Here is an 18,000-nt window from a genome sequence, read left to right as displayed (position 1 = left end):
TGTGAGACATGGCCGACCCCTCCAGCTACCGCCCCAAGCCGGGACAGATCCCGGACTCTCCCGGGGTGTACAGGTTCCGTGACGAGCACCGCCGGGTGATCTACGTCGGGAAGGCGAAGAGCCTGCGCCAGCGCCTGGCGAACTACTTCCAGGACCTGGCGGGCCTGCACCCGCGTACCCGGACGATGGTCACGACCGCCGCGTCCGTGGAGTGGACCGTCGTGTCCACGGAGGTCGAGGCGCTGCAGTTGGAATACTCCTGGATCAAGGAGTACGACCCCCGGTTCAACGTCAAATACCGCGACGACAAGAGCTACCCGTACCTCGCGGTGACGATGAACGAGGAGTTCCCGCGCGTACAGGTGATGCGCGGTCACAAGAAAAAGGGCGTCCGCTACTTCGGGCCGTACGCGCACGCGTGGGCCATCCGGGACACGGTCGACCTGCTCCTGCGCGTCTTCCCGGTGCGCACCTGCTCGGCCGGCGTCTTCAAGAACGCCGCCCGCACCGGCCGCCCCTGCCTGCTCGGCTACATCGGCAAATGCTCTGCGCCCTGTGTGGGACGCGTCTCCGCCGAGGAGCACCGAGAACTCGCCGAGGACTTCTCCGACTTCATGGCCGGCCGCACGGGCGCCTACCTCCGTCGTCTGGAGAAGCAGATGATGGAGGCGGCCGAGGAGATGGAGTACGAGCGGGCCGCCCGCCTGCGCGACGACATCGAGGCCCTGAAGAAGGCCATGGAGAAGAACGCGGTCGTGCTCGCCGACGCGACCGACGCCGACCTCATCGCGGTCGCCGAGGACGAGCTGGAAGCGGCCGTCCAGATCTTCCACGTCCGCGGCGGACGCGTGCGCGGCCAGCGCGGCTGGGTGACCGACAAGGTGGAGGAGATCACCACCGGCGCCCTCGTCGAGCACGCCCTCCAGCAGCTCTACGGCGAGGAGACCGGGGACGCCGTCCCCAAGGAGGTACTCGTTCCGGCCCTGCCCGAGCTCCTGGAGCCTGTGCAGGAGTGGCTGACCGGACGCCGCGGCTCCAACGTCTCGCTGCGCATCCCGCAGCGCGGCGACAAGCGGGCCCTGATGGAGACGGTGGAGCGCAACGCGCAGCAGGCGCTCGTCCTGCACAAGACCAAGCGCGCCTCCGACCTGACCACGCGCTCACGCGCCCTGGAGGAGATCGCGGACGCCCTCGAACTCGACAGCGCCCCCCTCCGGATCGAGTGCTACGACATCTCCCACCTCCAGGGTGACGACGTCGTGGCCTCCATGGTCGTCTTCGAGGACGGACTGCAGCGCAAGAGCGAGTACCGCCGGTTCCAGATCAAGGGCTTCGAGGGCCAGGACGACGTCCGTTCCATGCACGAGGTGATCACCCGCCGCTTCCGGCGCTACCTGGCCGAGAAGGAGCGGACGGGGGAGTGGACCGACGGTGAGACCGGGGATGGTGAGACCGACGGCGAGATCGGCAATGGGAACACCCTCACCGAGGACGACGGCCGTCCCAAGCGCTTCGCCTACCCGCCCCAGCTCGTCGTCGTCGACGGCGGACAGCCGCAGGTCGCGGCGGCCAAGCGGGCCCTGGACGAGCTCGGTATCGACGACATCGCCGTCTGCGGCCTGGCCAAGCGTCTGGAGGAGGTCTGGCTGCCGGACCAGGACGACCCCGTGGTCCTGCCCCGCACCAGCGAGGGCCTCTACCTGCTCCAGCGCGTCCGCGACGAGGCCCACCGCTTCGCCATCACCTACCAGCGCACCAAGCGCGCCAAGCGCTTCAGGGCCGGCCCTCTGGACGACGTACCGGGCCTCGGCGACACGCGCAAGCAGGCTCTGATCAAGCACTTCGGCTCGGTGAAGAAGCTGCGATCCGCGACAATCGACCAGATCTGCGAGGTCCCGGGCATAGGCCGCAAGACGGCCGAGACCATCGCCGTGGCCCTCGCCCAGGCGGCCCCGGCCGCCCCCGCCGTGAACACGGCTACTGGAGAGATCATGGAAGACGAGGAAGTCGGGGCGCCCGAGACGACGGCGGGCTCCCCGGGGGAGCCCGTGACCGCGGGCGCCCCGGACGAACGACGGGGGCAGGAACCATGAACGATCACGAGACACAGCCCACAGCGCAGCGAGATCAGACGCTCAGGGAAGCACGCGAGAATTCCCCGCAGCAGGACGCACCCCAGCAGGACGCACCCCAGCAGGGTGAACGCCAGCAGAACGCACCCGAGCAAGGCGCACGCCAGCAGGATGCACGCCAGGAAGACGGAGCACAGGTGAGTACGGACAGCGCGCCGCCCGGGATCCCCGAGGCGGCCATCCCGGAGCTGGTGATCATCTCCGGCATGTCGGGGGCCGGCCGTTCGACGGCCGCCAAGTGTCTGGAGGACCTCGGCTGGTTCGTCGTCGACAACCTCCCGCCGGCCCTGATCCCCACCATGGTGGAGCTCGGCGCCCGCTCCCAGGGCAACGTGGCGCGGATCGCGGTCGTCGTCGACGTCCGCGGCCGCCGCTTCTTCGACAACCTCCGGGAGTCCCTCGCGGACCTCGACACCCGGGGTGTCACGCGCCGGATCGTCTTCCTGGAGTCCTCCGACGACGCCCTGGTGCGCCGCTTCGAGTCGGTGCGCCGCCCGCACCCGCTCCAGGGCGACGGCCGTATCGTCGACGGGATCGCCGCCGAGCGCGAGCTGCTGCGCGAGCTGCGCGGCGACGCCGACCTGGTGATCGACACCTCCAGCCTGAACGTGCACGAGCTGCGCGCCAAGATGGACGCCCAGTTCGCCGGCGAGGAGGAGCCCGAGCTGCGGGCCACCGTGATGTCCTTCGGCTTCAAGTACGGCCTCCCGGTCGACGCCGACCTGGTCGTGGACATGCGCTTCCTGCCCAACCCGCACTGGGTCCCGGAGCTGCGCCCCTTCACCGGTGTCAACGAGGAGGTGGCGGCGTACGTCTTCAACCAGCCCGGCGCGAAGGAGTTCCTCGACCGCTACGCGGAGCTCCTCCAGCTGGTTGCCGCGGGCTACCGCCGTGAGGGCAAGCGCTATGTGACCATCGCGGTCGGCTGTACGGGTGGCAAGCACCGTTCGGTCGCGATGTCGGAGAAGCTCGCCGCGCGGCTCGCGGCCGAGGGTGTGGAGACGGTGGTCGTGCACCGGGACATGGGACGGGAATGACGGGACGTACTCCGCGGCTGAGCCGACTGCGCCGGGTGGTACCCGAGGGGCGTGCGAGCCGGCCGGTCGAGGCCCGTGGCGGCAAGCCGCGCCGCCGCGGAACCCAGCCCAAGGTCGTCGCCCTCGGCGGCGGCATGGGCCTGTCCGCCTCGCTCGCCGCACTGCGCCGGATCACCGGTGACCTCACCGCGGTCGTCACCGTGGCAGACGACGGCGGCTCCAGCGGCCGCCTGCGCGACGAGCTGGGCGTGCTGCCGCCCGGCGACCTGCGCAAGGCGCTGGCCGCCCTGTGCGGCGACGACGACTGGGGCCAGACGTGGGCCCGCGTCATCCAGCACCGCTTCCAGTCCCAGGGCGACCTGCACGAGCACGCGGTCGGCAATCTGCTGATCGTCGCCCTGTGGGAGCAACTCGGCGACCACGTCCAGGCCCTGGACCTGGTGGGCAAGCTCCTTGGCGCGCACGGGCGGGTGCTGCCCATGTCCGCCGTGCCCCTGGAGCTCCAGGCCCTGGTCAAGGGGCACGACCCGGACCGGCCCGACGAGGTCGACACCGTCCGCGGCCAGGCGACGGTCGCCCTCACCCCCGGCGAGGTGCAGTCCGTACACCTCGTACCGAACGACCCGCCCGCCGTCCCCGAGGCCGTCGCCGCGGTCAGGGACGCGGACTGGGTGGTGCTCGGCCCCGGCTCCTGGTTCTCCTCGGTCATCCCGCACCTGCTGGTGCCCGAACTCCTGGACGCGCTCACGCAGACCAAGGCGCGCCGGGTACTCTCCCTGAACCTCGCACCGCAGCCCGGAGAAACCGATGGCTTCTCCCCGCAGCGTCATTTGGAGGTTTTGGGACGACACGCCCCTAAACTCGCCCTGGACGTGGTGCTGGCCGACGAGGCCGCCGTGCCCGACCGCGACTCGTTGACCGACGCCGCCAAACGGTTCGGGGCCGCGGTCGAGCTGGCGCCCGTGGCCCGGGCCGATGGGACTTCGCGACACGACCCGGAGCTCCTCGCCGCCGCGTACGACCGTATTTTTCGGATGCATGGAAGGATCGGCCCATGGCGATGACGGCAGCGGTGAAGGATGAGATCTCCCGGCTCCCCGTCACCCGGACCTGCTGCAGAAAGGCGGAGGTCTCCGCCATCCTGCGGTTCGCCGGCGGCCTCCACCTGGTGAGCGGGCGCATCGTGATCGAGGCGGAGCTGGACACCGCGATGGCGGCGCGTCGGCTCAAGCGGGACATCCTGGAGATCTTCGGCCACAGTTCCGAGCTGATCGTGATGGCACCGGGCGGTCTGCGTCGCGGCTCGCGCTACGTCGTGCGCGTGGTCGCCGGCGGCGACCAGCTGGCCCGGCAGACCGGCCTCGTGGACGGCCGGGGCCGCCCTATCCGCGGTCTGCCCCCGCAGGTGGTCTCGGGGGCGACCTGTGACGCGGAGGCGGCCTGGCGCGGAGCGTTCCTGGCGCACGGCTCGCTGACCGAGCCCGGTCGTTCCTCCTCCCTCGAGGTGACCTGCCCCGGCCCCGAGGCCGCGCTCGCGCTCGTCGGCGCCGCCCGCCGCCTGTCCATCGCGGCGAAGGCCCGCGAGGTCCGGGGCGTGGACCGGGTCGTCGTCCGGGACGGCGACGCGATCGGCGCCCTGCTCACCCGCCTCGGCGCGCACGAGTCCGTGCTGGCCTGGGAGGAGCGGCGGATGCGCCGCGAGGTGCGCGCCACGGCGAACCGTCTCGCCAACTTCGACGACGCCAACCTGCGCCGCTCCGCCCGCGCCGCCGTCGCCGCCGGTGCCCGCGTCCAGCGGGCCCTGGAGATCCTCGCCGACGAGGTGCCCGAGCACCTCGCGGCCGCCGGCCGGCTGCGCATGGAGCACAAGCAGGCCTCCCTGGAGGAGCTGGGCGCCCTCGCCGACCCGCCGCTGACCAAGGACGCGGTCGCCGGCCGTATCCGCCGACTGCTGGCGATGGCCGACAAGCGGGCCTCCGACCTGGGCATCCCGGGCACGGAGGCCAACATCTCCGAGGAGCTGGCCGACAACCTCGTCGGCTGACCCCGAAGCCCGCAACACGCCGGTGCTGAAGCCTGCTTGGGACGTAGGCACCGGCGTTTGACCGTCCTTGGCGCGCCCTTGACTCGATCATGAACTGTCATGAGCCTGGCAAGTGTTCGCCGCTGTCGTGGCGAACCACTGCTAGGGGGGTTCATGAGACACAGAGCGAGATCGATCCTCGCTGTCGGCGCGCTCCTGATCGGCGGAGCGAGCATCGCACCCATTGCCCAGGCCCAGACCGGGAGTTCGGCACAGAAGTCCGACGCTGACGAGGTCAAGGTCTTCCGTGCCGAAGTCACCAAGCAGCAGATTCCCCTGCTGCTGGCCGCCGGACAGGACGGCCACGAACTCGGCGAACAGGTGCCCGACAGCGGCACGGCCGGCGTCGAGGTCTACCTCACCGACGACCAGGCGAAAAAGCTGGAGAAGCAGGGCCTCGACCTCACCGAGCACACCCTTTCGGCCAAGGCGGAGAACCGCGTCGAGGCCGCCGCCGAGGGTGTGTTCCGACCGTACAGCGGCAGCGGCGGTCTGAAGGAGGAGATCGTCAGGACCGGCCAGGAGAACCCCGACCTCACGAAGGTCGTCTCCATCGGCAGGACGGTCGACGGCCAGGACATCCTCGCGGTCAAACTGACCAAGGGCGCCAAGAAGTCCGAGGACGGCTCCAAGCCCTCCGTGCTGTACATGTCCAACCAGCACGCGCGCGAGTGGATCACGCCGGAGATGACCAGGCGGCTGCTCCACTACTACCTGGACAACTACAAGACCGACAAACGCATCAAGAAGATCGTCGACTCCACCGAGCTGTGGTTCGTCCTGTCGGCCAACCCCGACGGCTACGACTACACCTTCCAGGACTCCGACACGCGCCTGTGGCGCAAGAACCTGCGGGACGTCAACGGCGACGGCGCCATCAGCACCGGCGACGGCGTCGACCTCAACCGCAACTTCGCCTACAAGTGGGGCTACGACGACGAGGGCTCGTCCCCCAACCCCACCAGCGAGACCTACCGAGGCGCCTCACCGGCCTCCGAGCCCGAGACCCAGGCGCTGGACGCCTTCGAGAAGCGCATCGGCTTCACGTACGGCATCAACTACCACTCCGCCGCCGAACTCCTCCTCTACGGCGTCGGCTGGCAGGTCGCCACCCCGACCCCGGACGACGTGCTTTACAGGGCACTCGCCGGCACCCCCGACAACTCCGCCGTCCCGGGCTACCACCCGCAGGTCTCCTCGGAGCTGTACACCACCAACGGCGAGGCGGACGGCCACGCCGGCAACGTCAACGGCATGGCGATGTTCACCCCCGAGATGTCGACCTGCCAGACCGTGTCGAACCTCGACCCGGCCGACACCTGGAACGCCTCCGACTGCCAGTCGTCCTTCAACTTCCCGGACGACGAGAAGCTGATCCAGCAGGAGTTCGCCAAGAACGTCCCGTTCGCGCTCTCCGTCGCCGAGACCGCCGCCCACCCCGACCAGCCGTCGTCCTCGGTCGGCCTGAACGCCGCCGACTTCACCCCGGCCGCGTTCTCGACGTCGTACGCGCGCGGCGCCGACCAGGAGGTCTCCGTCGTCGTCCGCAAGGCGGTGCGCGACAAGGAGCTCAAGTACCGCGTCAACGGCGGCCGCACGCTCGACCAGGCGCTCAAGCCCTGGAAGGGCGGCGAGACGTACGGCGGTGACGACAACCTCTACTTCGACGAGTACCGGGCCAAGGTCCAGGACGGCCGGCCGGGCGACAAGGTCGAGGTGTGGTTCACCGGCGAGACGAAGAGCGGGAAACCCACCTCCAGCGAACACTTCACCTACACGGTGGCCGACCGGCCCAGGGCCGACACGCTCGTCGTCGCCGAGGAGGGCGCGGCCGCCACACAGGCGCAGACGTACGTGGACGCGCTGAAGGCCAACGGCCGCAAGGCGATCGTCTGGGACGTCGCCACCCAGGGCGCGCCCGACGCGCTCGGCGTGCTGGACCACTTCAGGACGGTCGTCCACTACACGGGCGCGAGCGTCCCGGGCAACCCCACCCAGCTCCAGCTGCGCGCCTTCCTCAACGAGGGCGGCAAGCTGATCGAGGCGGGCGAGTCGGCCGGCGGCAGCGTCGACCTCGGTGACGGCACTCCCTCGAACGATTTCAGCCAGTACTACCTGGGCGCCTACTCGCGCACGTCGACCCCCGGTGCCACCGGCTTCACCGGCTCCGGCGACCTCGCCGGCTCCGGCGGGACGCTCGGCGCCGCGCCCGGCAACCCGCTCGACCGGGCGGGTACCTACAAGGTCACCTCGGACGAGCTGCCCGTCGCCACATATCCGCAGTTCGCGAGCGCGGGCGCGGGCCAGTTCGCCGGCACCGTGAACCCGTACGGGCCGTACTCGGGCTCCTACATGGCGGCCGCCGTCCACACCGACGACGCCTACAAGCGCCTCACGCGCACCATCGACCTCACGGGGGTCAGCGCGGCCGACAAGCCCACGCTGCGAACCCAGCTCCTGTGGGACACCGAGCCGGGCTACGACAACGCGGTGGCCGAGGCGCACACCGTGGGTGCCGAGGACTGGACGACCCTCCCGGAGGCGGGCGGCGCCACCAGCACCGAGGTCCCGGCGGAGTGCGGGGCCGGGTTCTACATCGGTGAGCACCCCTGGCTGACGCACTACCTGACCCTGACGTCGGACGGCTGCACCGCGACCGGCTCCAGCGGCTCCTGGAACGCTCTCACCGGCGCCTCCAACGGCTGGCAGCAGGTGAACTTCGACCTGAGCGCGTACGCCGGCAGGTCCGTCGAGGTCTCGCTCAGCTACGTCACCGACCCGGGCACCGGCGGCCGCGGCGTACTCGCCGACGACGCCGCGCTCGTCGTCGGCGGCACGGCCACCGGGACCGAGGGCTTCGAGACCTCCCTGGGCTCCTGGCAGGTCGCCGGACCGCCCGCGGGCAGCCCGGCCGTCCTCAAGGACTGGACGCGCACCGGAGCGCTGTTCCAGACCTACGGAGCGGTCACCACGGACGACACCGTGCTGCTGGGCTTCGGTCTGGAGCACGTCACCGCGGCGGCCGACCGCAAGGCCCTGATCGGCAAGGCGCTTACCGCGCTCACCGGGTGACCCTGTGTGAAAATGGCATGAACATAGCGGGCGGTCCGTACCCCTACTGGCGGGTACGGACCGCCTCGCCGTGTATGGGGCGTCTCAATGTCACTCCGGGGGCCTCAGGGAGGTAGGGTCGTAGGCGGTCGGGGACATCCCAAACAGAGCTCGCCGGCACCGCATAGCCGGCGTACCAACGAGGAGATCGGTTCGTGACGATCCGCGTAGGCATCAACGGCTTCGGTCGTATCGGTCGCAACTACTTCCGCGCGCTGCTGGAGCAGGGTGCTGACATCGAGATCGTGGCTGTCAACGACCTGGGTGACACCGCGACCACCGCTCACCTGCTGAAGTACGACACCATCCTGGGCCGCCTCAAGGCCGAGGTGTCGCACACCGCCGACACGATCACCGTGGACGGCCACACCATCAAGGTCCTGTCCGAGCGCAACCCCGCGGACATCCCGTGGGGCGAGCTGGGCGTCGACATCGTCATCGAGTCGACCGGCATCTTCACGAAGAAGGCCGACGCCGAGAAGCACATCGCCGGCGGCGCCAAGAAGGTCCTCATCTCGGCTCCGGCCAAGGACGAGGACATCACCATCGTGATGGGCGTCAACCAGGACAAGTACGACCCGGCGAACCACCACGTCATCTCCAACGCCTCCTGCACCACCAACTGTGTGGCGCCGATGGCCAAGGTTCTCGACGAGAACTTCGGCATCGTCAAGGGCCTGATGACGACGGTGCACGCGTACACCAACGACCAGCGCATCCTGGACTTCCCGCACTCGGACCTGCGTCGCGCCCGCGCCGCCGCCGAGAACATCATCCCGACCACCACCGGCGCCGCCAAGGCCACCGCCCTGGTCCTCCCGCAGCTCAAGGGCAAGCTGGACGGCATCGCCATGCGCGTCCCGGTCCCGACCGGCTCGGCCACCGACCTGGTCGTGACCCTCCAGCGCGAGGTCACCAAGGACGAGGTCAACGCCGCGTTCAAGAAGGCCTCCGAGGACGGCGACCTCAAGGGCTACCTGGCCTACACCGAGGACCCGATCGTCTCCTCGGACATCGTCAGCGACCCGGCCTCCTGCACCTTCGACTCCTCCCTGACCATGGTCCAGGAGGGCAACTCGGTGAAGATCCTCGGCTGGTACGACAACGAGTGGGGCTACTCCAACCGCCTCGTCGACCTCACGGTCTTCGTCGGCGGCCAGCTCTAAGTCCCAGAGCAGGCAGGAACCTCCGTGAGCCAGGGCTCGGGCAGCGCACAGCCGCGCTGCCCGAGCCCTGCGCTGCGTATTGATCGATCAGCCCTCGGATCTGAAGAGCTTCCCTAGGAGTCCCTTTATGAAGACGATCGACGAACTTCTCGCCGAAGGCGTGGACGGCAAGCGGGTCTTCGTCCGCGCCGACCTCAACGTGCCGCTGGCCGACGGAGTCATCACCGACGACGGCCGTATCCGCGCCGTCCTGCCCACCGTGAAGGCTCTCGTGGACGCGGGCGCCAAGGTGGTCGTCGCCTCGCACCTGGGCCGCCCCAAGGGCGCCCCGGACCCGGCCTTCTCGCTGCTGGCCGCCGCCGAGCGCCTCGGTGAACTCCTCGGCGCCCCGGTCGCGTTCGCCCAGGACACGGTCGGCCCGGCCGCCCACGACGCGGTGAACGGCCTCCAGCCCGGACAGGTCGCGGTCATCGAGAACCTGCGCTTCAACGCCGGCGAGACCGCCAAGGACGACACCGAGCGCGGCGAGTTCGCGGACCAGCTGGCCGCTCTCGCCGACGTCTACGTCGGCGACGGCTTCGGGGCCGTGCACCGCAAGCACGCCTCCGTCTACGACCTCCCCGCGCGCCTGCCGCACTACGCCGGCTACCTCATCGCCACCGAGGTCGGCGTCCTGAAGAAGCTCACCGAGGACGTCAAGCGCCCGTACGTCGTCGCCCTCGGTGGCGCCAAGGTCTCCGACAAGCTCGCCGTCATCGACCAGCTGCTCGGCAAGGCCGACCGGCTGCTCATCGGCGGCGGCATGGCCTACACCTTCCTCAAGGCCAAGGGCTACGAGGTCGGCATCTCCCTCCTCCAGGAGGACCAGATCCCGGCCGTCCAGGAGTACATCGAGCGCGCGGAGAAGACCGGCGTCGAGCTCGTCCTGCCCGTCGACGTCCTCGTCTCCACGGAGTTCCCGGACCTGAAGACGAAGGCCCCGGCCAACCCCACCACCGTCGCCGCGGACGCCATCCCGGCCGACCAGGAGGGTCTGGACATCGGTCCGGAAACCCGCAAGCTGTACGCCTCGAAGCTCGCCGACGCGGCCACCGTCTTCTGGAACGGCCCCATGGGCGTCTTCGAGCACCCCGACTACGCCGAGGGCACCAAGGCGGTCGCCCAGGCCCTCATCGACTCCCAGGCCTTCACGGTCGTCGGCGGTGGCGACTCCGCCGCGGCCGTGCGCATCCTGGGCTTCGACGAGTCGGCATTCGGCCACATCTCGACCGGCGGCGGCGCCTCCCTCGAATACCTCGAGGGCAAGACGCTCCCCGGCCTTGCCGCACTGGAGGACTGACCCCGCATGACCACTCGCACGCCGCTGATGGCGGGCAACTGGAAGATGAACCTCAACCACCTCGAGGCCATCGCCCACGTCCAGAAGCTCGCCTTCGCCCTGGCCGACAAGGACTACGACGCCGTCGAGGTCGCCGTCCTGCCGCCCTTCACCGACCTGCGCTCCGTGCAGACGCTGGTCGACGGCGACAAGCTCAGGATCAAGTACGGCGCCCAGGACGTCTCCGCGCACGACTCCGGCGCCTACACCGGCGAGATCTCCGGCTCGATGCTCGCCAAGCTCAAGTGCACGTATGTGGCGGTCGGCCACTCCGAGCGCCGCCAGTACCACAACGAGACCGACGACATCGTGAACACCAAGGTCAAGGCCGCCTTCAAGCACGGCCTGACCCCGATCCTGTGTGTCGGCGAGGAGCTGCACGTCCGCGAGGCGGGCACGCACGTCTCCCACACCCTCGCGCAGGTCGAGGGTGGTCTGAAGGACCTCCCGGCCGAGCAGGCCGAGTCGATCGTGATCGCCTACGAGCCCGTCTGGGCCATCGGCACCGGCAAGGTCTGCGGCGCCGAGGACGCCCAGGAGGTCTGCGCCGCCATCCGGGGCAAGATCGCCGAGCTGTACTCGCAGGAGCTGGCCGACAAGGTCCGCATCCAGTACGGCGGCTCCGTGAAGTCGGGCAACGTCGCCGAGATCATGGCGCAGGCCGACATCGACGGTGCGCTGGTCGGCGGTGCCTCGCTGGACGTCGACGAGTTCGTCAAGATCGTGCGCTTCCGCGACCAGTGAGTCGACCGGTGAGTCGATCTGTGAGTATGCGGTAGCGGCGATCCGTCGTACCCTTGCGGGGGCCGGGGCTCTTTCCGAGTCCGGCCCCCGTCGTCCATCCAGTTCCGAGGAAGTTGGTCCAGCCGTGGTTTTGGGGTTCTCGATCGCCCTGATCGTCTTCAGCCTGCTGCTGATGCTGCTCGTGCTGATGCACAAGGGGAAGGGCGGCGGCCTCTCCGACATGTTCGGTGGCGGCATGCAGTCGTCCGTCGGCGGCTCCTCGGTCGCCGAGCGCAACCTCGACCGCATCACCCTGGTGATCGGTCTGCTGTGGTTCGCGTCCATCATCGTGCTCGGCATCCTGATGAAGGGCAACAGCTGATCGGCGGAGTGCGCGCAAGCACATTTCGTGCGTAAGGCCCCATGTTCGGTACGCGCAGCTGAGCGCGGCCTATCATGGGGCTTGCGTCTGAGTGTGGGGGCTGTAACTCCAATCACTGGACGCGCGTTGGGCCTTACGTAGACTGAGGCGCTCGCAGTGAAGCGAAACGCCGACTCGCTTCGCGGCACCATCACGCAGGGAGTTACACCGTGGCAAGTGGCAACGCGATCCGAGGAAGCCGGGTCGGGGCGGGGCCGATGGGCGAGGCCGAGCGCGGCGAGTCAGCGCCGCGGCTGCGCATCTCCTTCTGGTGCTCCAACGGGCACGAGACGCAGCCCAGCTTCGCCAGCGACGCACAGGTGCCCGAGACCTGGGACTGCCCGCGCTGCGGCTTCCCGGCCGGCCAGGACCGGGACAACCCCCCGGACCCGCCGCGCACCGAGCCCTACAAGACGCACCTCGCCTACGTGCGGGAGCGGCGCAGCGACGCGGACGGCGAGGCGATCCTCGCCGAGGCGCTCGCCAAACTGCGGGGCGAGATCTAGGAACTGAGGTCCGGTCGGACATCGCGAGATGTGCGACCGGACCTCATGTCTTCTCCGTCCTGTCCTTCACCGCGCTGACACGCGGACGTCAGCCGGACGTACCTGTAGTTGCGCCGCCGCTCGACTGATCAATTAGGTTGGAAGCGGTAGCGGGGCAAGGTACGCAGCAGGGACAGGCAGGAAAGAAGGCTGAAGTCGGATATGAACGCAGACGGCCGTACCAGGCTCAACCAGACGCCCGAGTGGACCGCTCTGGCCAAGCACCGCGAGGAGCTCGCCGACACTCGTCTGCGGGATCTGTTCGCCACCGATCCCGGTCGGGGCAGCGGATACACGCTCCAGGTCGGTGACCTGTACATCGACTATTCCAAGCATCTCGTCACCGACGAGACGCTGCGGCTGCTGCGCGAGCTGGCCGCCGCCGCGGACGTCTTCGCCCTGCGGGACGCCATGTTCCGCGGCGAGAAGATCAACACCACCGAGAACCGGGCCGTGCTGCACACCGCGCTGCGTGCCCCGCGGGACGCCGTGATCGAGGTCGACGGCGAGAACGTGGTGCCCGCCGTGCACGCCGTCCTCGACCGGATGTCCGCCTTCGCGAACCGGGTCCGCTCGGGCGAGTGGACCGGCCACACCGGCAAGCGCATCAAGAACGTGGTGAACGTCGGCATCGGCGGCTCGGACCTGGGCCCGGCGATGGCCTACGAGGTGCTGCGCGCCTACACCGACCGCGATCTGACGGTCCGTTTCGTCTCCAACGTGGACGGCGCCGACCTGCACGAGGCCACCCGCGACCTCGACCCGGCCGAGACGCTGTTCGTCATCGCGTCGAAGACGTTCACCACCATCGAGACCATCACCAACGCCACCTCGGCCCGCAACTGGCTGCTCATCCACCTGCAGGCCGGGCCGGAGGCCGTCGCGAAGCACTTCGTGGCGCTGTCGACGAACGCCGAGAAGGTGTCCGACTTCGGCATCGACACGGCCAACATGTTCGAGTTCTGGGACTGGGTCGGTGGGCGTTACTCGTACGACTCCGCGATCGGCCTCTCCCTGATGATCGCCATCGGCCCGGACCGCTTCCGCGAGATGCTCGACGGCTTCCACCTCGTCGACGAGCACTTCCGCACCGCGCCCGCCGAGGCCAACGTGCCGCTGCTGCTGGGCCTGCTGGGCATCTGGTACGGCAACTTCCACGACGCCCAGTCGCACGCGGTGCTGCCCTACTCGCACTACCTCTCCAAGTTCACCGCCTACCTGCAGCAGCTGGACATGGAGTCCAACGGCAAGTCCACAGGCCGCGACGGGCGCGAGGTCGACTGGCAGACCGGGCCTGTCGTCTGGGGCACGCCCGGCACCAACGGGCAGCACGCCTACTACCAGTTGATCCACCAGGGCACGAAGCTCATCCCGGCGGACTTCATCGGCTTCGCCGAGCCGGTCGCCGAACTGGGCGACGAGCTCAAGGCGCAGCACGACCTGCTGATGGCCAACTTCTTCGCCCAGACACAGGCGCTGGCCTTCGGCAAGACCCCCGACGAGGTACGGGCGGAGGGTGTGCCCGAGGAGCTGGTGGCACACAAGACGTTCAAGGGCAACCACCCCACCACCACGATTCTGGCGCGCGAGCTGACCCCGTCGGTCCTCGGCCAGCTCGTCGCGCTCTACGAGCACAAGGTGTTCGTCCAGGGCGCGGTGTGGAACATCGACTCCTTCGACCAGTGGGGCGTCGAGCTCGGCAAGGTCCTCGCCAAGCGCGTCGAACCCGCCCTCACCGAGGGCGCGGACGTTCCCGGCCTGGACGAGTCCACCAAGGCCCTGGTCGCCACCTACCGGAAGCTGCGCGGCCGGCAGTGACCACGGATGCGGGAAGCGGGCGGCGTGCGGCCGTCCGCTTCCCGTGGACTCCCCGACGATCACGAAGGCCATGGCTCGGGGGAGTGCAAGGTGGCTGGTTCGAGGGGGAGTTGGGCGGCACGCTCAGCCCCTGCAACGGCCGGAACCCGTACGGTCGTTGACCGTACGGGTTCCGGAAAGAGCCGAATCCGCCGTCAGGGCGACGCCGGCGGGTACAGCGAGCGCGGCAGCTGGGAGGCCGCCGCCGAGTCCAGCAGCCACAGGGTGCGCTGCCGGCCGTACGCGCCGGCCGCCGGGGCCTGGATCTCGCCCGCGCCCGACAGGGCGATCGCCGCGGCGTTCGCCTTGTCCTCGCCGGCCGCCAGCAGCCACACCTCACGGGCCGCCCGGATCGCCGGGAGGGTGAGGGTGACACGGATCGGCGGGGGCTTGGGCGCGCCGTGGACGCCGACCACCGTGCGCTCGGTCTCCCGTACGGCGGGCAGCTCCGGGAAGAGCGACGCCACGTGGGTGTCCGGGCCGACACCCAGCATCAGGACGTCGAAGGTCGGCACCGCACCGTGGTTCTCGGGGCCGGCCGCGCGGGCCAGTTCCTCCGCGTAGGCGGCCGCTGCCGCGTCCGCGTCCGCGCCGTAGGGACCGTCCGACGAGGGCATGGCGTGCACGCGCTTCGGGTCCAGCGGCACCGAGTCCAGCAGCGCCTCGCGGGCCTGCGTGACATTGCGCTCGGGGTCGCCCTCGGGCAGGAACCGCTCGTCGCCCCACCACAGGTCGAGGCGGCCCCAGTCGATGGCGTCCCGGGCCGGCTGCGCGGCCAGTGCGGCCAGCAGCCCGTTGCCGTTGCGGCCGCCCGTGAGGACCACGGACGCCGAACCCCGGGAGGCCTGTGCGTCCACGATCTTCGTGATCAGACGGGCCGCTGCGGCCTGCGCCATCAGCTCCTTGTCGTGGTGCACGACCAGCTGGGGAGTGCTCACTTCGCCGCCGCCTTCTTCGCCGGGGCCTTCTTCGCGGCTGTCTTCTTCGCGGCCGTCTTCTTCGCCGGGGCCGCGGTTGCTTCCGCCACCGGCTCCTGCGCGGTCGCAGACGCGTCCACCGCAGGCTCCTGCGCGGCCGTCGGCTCCTGTACGACCGTCGGCGCCGCGTGCAGCCGGTCCACCCCGAACCGCAGCGCCGAGGCGTACGTGTCGTCCGGGTCGAGCCGGCGCAGCTCCTCCGCGATCAGCTCTGCGGTCTCCCGCCGCTTGAGCGCCACCGCGCGGTCCGGCTGGCCCCCGATCGACAGCGTGGCCAGCGTGCCGTCCGCGCGGTCGAGGGCGATCGAGCCGTGGTCGGTGGTCATGCGGACCGCCGTCAGGCCGGGGCCGGCCGACAGGGAGCGCTTGACGGGGACCTCCAGCCGGTCCGCGAGCCACATCGCGAGCAGCTCACAGCTCGGGTTGAACTCCTCGCCCTCCACCTCGACCGCCTTGACCTCGCAGACCACCTGGTCCAGGGCCGCGGCCAGCATCGAACGCCAGGGCGTGATGCGGGTCCACGCCAGGTCCGTGTCGCCGGGCGTGTAGGCGTCGGCGCGGGCGGACAGCTCCCGTACCGGCTGCTCGGCGGCGTAGGTGTCGGTGACCCTGCGCTGGGCGAGGGCCCCCAGCGGGTCGTTGGCCGGGTCCAGGGGCGCGTTGACCGGCCACCAGACCACCACGGGGGCGTCGGGCAGCAGCAGCGGCAGGACGACCGACTGGGCGTGGTCGGCGACCTCGCCGTACAGCCGCAGGACCACCGTCTCGCCGGTGCCCGCGTCCGCGCCCACCCGAACCTCGGCGTCGAGCCGGGACTTCGTGCGGTCGCGGGGCGAGCGGGAGACGCGCCTGATGACCACGAGCGTGCGCGAGGGGTGCTCGCGGGAGGCGTCGTTCGCGGCCTTGAGGGCGTCGTAGGCGTTCTCCTCGTCGGTGACGATGACGAGGGTGAGCACCATGCCGACGGCCGGGGTGCCGATGGCTCGGCGGCCCTTGACGAGGGCCTTGTTGATCTTGCTGGCGGTGCTGTCCGTCAGGTCTATCTTCATGGCCGGCGCCAGCTCCGTCCGTCTCGTGCGAGCATCTCGTCCGCCTCGGCCGGTCCCCAGGTGCCCGACGGGTACTGCGCGGGCTTGCCGTGCTTGTCCCAGTACTGCTCGATCGGGTCGAGGATCTTCCAGGACAGCTCGACCTCCTCGGTGCGCGGGAAGAGGTTCGAGTCGCCGAGCAGGACGTCGAGGATGAGCCGTTCGTACGCCTCAGGGCTCGACTCCGTGAACGACTCGCCGTAGGCGAAGTCCATGGACACGTCCCGGATCTCCATCGACGTGCCCGGCACCTTCGAGCCGAAGCGGACGGTCACGCCCTCGTCGGGCTGGACGCGGATGACGATCGCGTTCTGGCCCAGCTCCTCGGTGGCCGTCGTGTCGAAGGGGGAGTGCGGGGCGCGCTGGAAGACGACCGCGATCTCCGTGACGCGGCGGCCGAGGCGCTTGCCGGTCCTGAGGTAGAACGGCACGCCCGCCCAGCGGCGGTTGTCGACGCCCACCTTGATCGCGGCATAGGTGTCGGTCTTCGACTTGGCGTCGATGCCGTCTTCCTGGAGGTAGCCGATGACCTTCTCGCCGCCCTGCCAGCCGTCCGCGTACTGGCCGCGCACGGTGTCCTTGCCCAGGTCCTTCGGCAGCCGTACCGCGCCGAGCACCTTGGTCTTCTCCGCGGCCAGCGCGTCCGCGTCGAAGGAGGCGGGCTCCTCCATCGCGGTGAGGGCCATCAGCTGGAGCAGGTGGTTCTGGATGACGTCACGGGCGGCGCCGATGCCGTCGTAGTAGCCGGCGCGGCCGCCGATGCCGATGTCCTCGGCCATGGTGATCTGCACATGGTCCACGAAGGACCGGTTCCAGATCGGCTCGAACATCGTGTTGGCGAAGCGCAGCGCCAGGATGTTCTGGACGGTCTCCTTGCCCAGGTAGTGGTCGATGCGGAAGACCTGGTCCGAGCCGAAGACCTCGTGCACGACCTTGTTGAGCTCCTCGGCCGACTTCAGGTCGTGACCGAAGGGCTTCTCGATGACCGCGCGCCGCCAGGAGCCGCTCGTCTGGTCGGCGAGACCGTGCTTCTTCAGCTGCTGGATGACCACGGGGAAGGAACGCGGCGGCACGGAGAGGTAGAAGGCGAAGTTGCCGCCCGTCCCCTGTGCCTTGTCGAGCTCCTCGATGGTGCCGCGCAGCCGTTCGAAGGCGTCGTCGTCGTCGAAGGTGCCCTGGACGAAGCGCATCCCCTGGATGAGCTGCTGCCAGACCTCCTCGCGGAACGGCGTACGGGCGTGCTCCTTGACGGCGTCGTGGACCTCCGCCGCGAAGTCCTCGTTCTGCCACTCGCGGCGCGCGAAGCCGACGAGCGAGAAGCCCGGCGGCAGCAGCCCGCGGTTGGCGAGGTCGTAGACGGCGGGCATCAGCTTCTTGCGCGACAGATCGCCGGTTACGCCGAAGATGACCAGGCCCGACGGCCCCGCGATACGCGGGAGCCGTCGGTCGGCGGGGTCACGCAGCGGGTTGCTGCTTGACAAC

The 18,000-nt window shown here is 69.8% G+C and carries 14 protein-coding genes; 11 read left to right on the top strand and 3 right to left on the bottom strand.

Going from position 1 to position 18,000, the window contains the following annotated elements; all coding sequences use genetic code 11:
* Positions 1-8 precede the first annotated feature (8 nt).
* The 11 genes from uvrC to pgi all read left to right on the top strand — a co-directional run bounded on the left by uvrC (position 9) and on the right by pgi (position 14,414).
* On the top strand, positions 9-2,093 hold the full coding sequence (gene uvrC / locus ACFY16_RS04465; protein WP_390645560.1) for an excinuclease ABC subunit UvrC: 2,085 nt from the start codon (positions 9-11) through the stop codon (positions 2,091-2,093).
* Positions 2,090-3,169 (top strand): RNase adapter RapZ, encoded by a 1,080-nt coding sequence (gene rapZ / locus ACFY16_RS04460; protein WP_390645559.1) that lies wholly within the window; start codon positions 2,090-2,092, stop codon positions 3,167-3,169. Before uvrC ends, rapZ begins: the two co-directional genes overlap by 4 nt.
* Entirely contained in the window at positions 3,166-4,233 is a 1,068-nt protein-coding gene (gene yvcK, locus ACFY16_RS04455; RefSeq protein WP_390645558.1) for a uridine diphosphate-N-acetylglucosamine-binding protein YvcK, read from the top strand. Before rapZ ends, yvcK begins: the two co-directional genes overlap by 4 nt.
* Positions 4,224-5,213, top strand: coding sequence for a DNA-binding protein WhiA (gene whiA, locus ACFY16_RS04450; protein ID WP_351142255.1), 990 nt, complete (start codon positions 4,224-4,226; stop codon positions 5,211-5,213). The genes yvcK and whiA overlap by 10 nt, the downstream gene beginning before the upstream one ends.
* Before the next feature lie 153 nt (positions 5,214-5,366).
* Positions 5,367-8,324, top strand: a complete 2,958-nt coding sequence (locus ACFY16_RS04445) for a M14 family zinc carboxypeptidase (protein ID WP_390645557.1) — start codon at positions 5,367-5,369, stop codon at positions 8,322-8,324.
* Positions 8,325-8,518: 194 nt separating this feature from the next.
* Positions 8,519-9,529, top strand: a complete 1,011-nt coding sequence (gene gap / locus ACFY16_RS04440) for a type I glyceraldehyde-3-phosphate dehydrogenase (RefSeq protein WP_390645556.1) — start codon at positions 8,519-8,521, stop codon at positions 9,527-9,529.
* 127 nt (positions 9,530-9,656) lie between these two features.
* Positions 9,657-10,868 carry a phosphoglycerate kinase gene (locus ACFY16_RS04435; RefSeq protein ID WP_390645555.1) on the top strand — a complete coding sequence of 404 codons (1,212 nt, stop codon included), beginning with the start codon at positions 9,657-9,659 and terminating at the stop codon, positions 10,866-10,868.
* A gap of 6 nt (positions 10,869-10,874) precedes the next feature.
* Entirely contained in the window at positions 10,875-11,651 is a 777-nt protein-coding gene (tpiA, locus tag ACFY16_RS04430) for a triose-phosphate isomerase (RefSeq protein WP_390645554.1), read from the top strand.
* Positions 11,652-11,775: 124 nt separating this feature from the next.
* A complete protein-coding gene (gene secG, locus ACFY16_RS04425; protein ID WP_351142251.1) occupies positions 11,776-12,012 on the top strand; it encodes a preprotein translocase subunit SecG in 237 nt (78 codons plus the stop codon).
* A 257-nt stretch (positions 12,013-12,269) separates the two neighbouring features.
* Positions 12,270-12,557, top strand: a complete 288-nt coding sequence (locus ACFY16_RS04420) for an RNA polymerase-binding protein RbpA (RefSeq protein ID WP_007448238.1) — start codon at positions 12,270-12,272, stop codon at positions 12,555-12,557.
* A gap of 201 nt (positions 12,558-12,758) precedes the next feature.
* Entirely contained in the window at positions 12,759-14,414 is a 1,656-nt protein-coding gene (gene pgi, locus ACFY16_RS04415; RefSeq protein ID WP_390645553.1) for a glucose-6-phosphate isomerase, read from the top strand.
* Positions 14,415-14,608: 194 nt separating this feature from the next.
* On the opposite strand, the gene pgl is transcribed toward pgi, so the two are convergent.
* Genes pgl through zwf form a run of 3 tightly spaced genes read right to left on the bottom strand, consistent with a single transcriptional unit; the run spans position 14,609 to position 17,999 of the window.
* Entirely contained in the window at positions 14,609-15,391 is a 783-nt protein-coding gene (pgl, locus tag ACFY16_RS04410; protein ID WP_390645552.1) for a 6-phosphogluconolactonase, read from the bottom strand.
* Entirely contained in the window at positions 15,388-16,479 is a 1,092-nt protein-coding gene (opcA, locus tag ACFY16_RS04405) for a glucose-6-phosphate dehydrogenase assembly protein OpcA (RefSeq protein WP_390645551.1), read from the bottom strand. The genes pgl and opcA overlap by 4 nt, the downstream gene beginning before the upstream one ends.
* Positions 16,476-17,999 (bottom strand): glucose-6-phosphate dehydrogenase, encoded by a 1,524-nt coding sequence (zwf, locus tag ACFY16_RS04400; protein WP_390645550.1) that lies wholly within the window; start codon positions 17,997-17,999, stop codon positions 16,476-16,478. Before zwf ends, opcA begins: the two co-directional genes overlap by 4 nt.
* Position 18,000: the final 1 nt, after the last annotated feature.

It is taken from the genome of Streptomyces sp. NPDC001315 (assembly GCF_042896175.1).
Lineage (GTDB): Bacteria > Actinomycetota > Actinomycetes > Streptomycetales > Streptomycetaceae > Streptomyces.
This window is presented reverse-complemented; position numbering and strand designations above follow the sequence as displayed.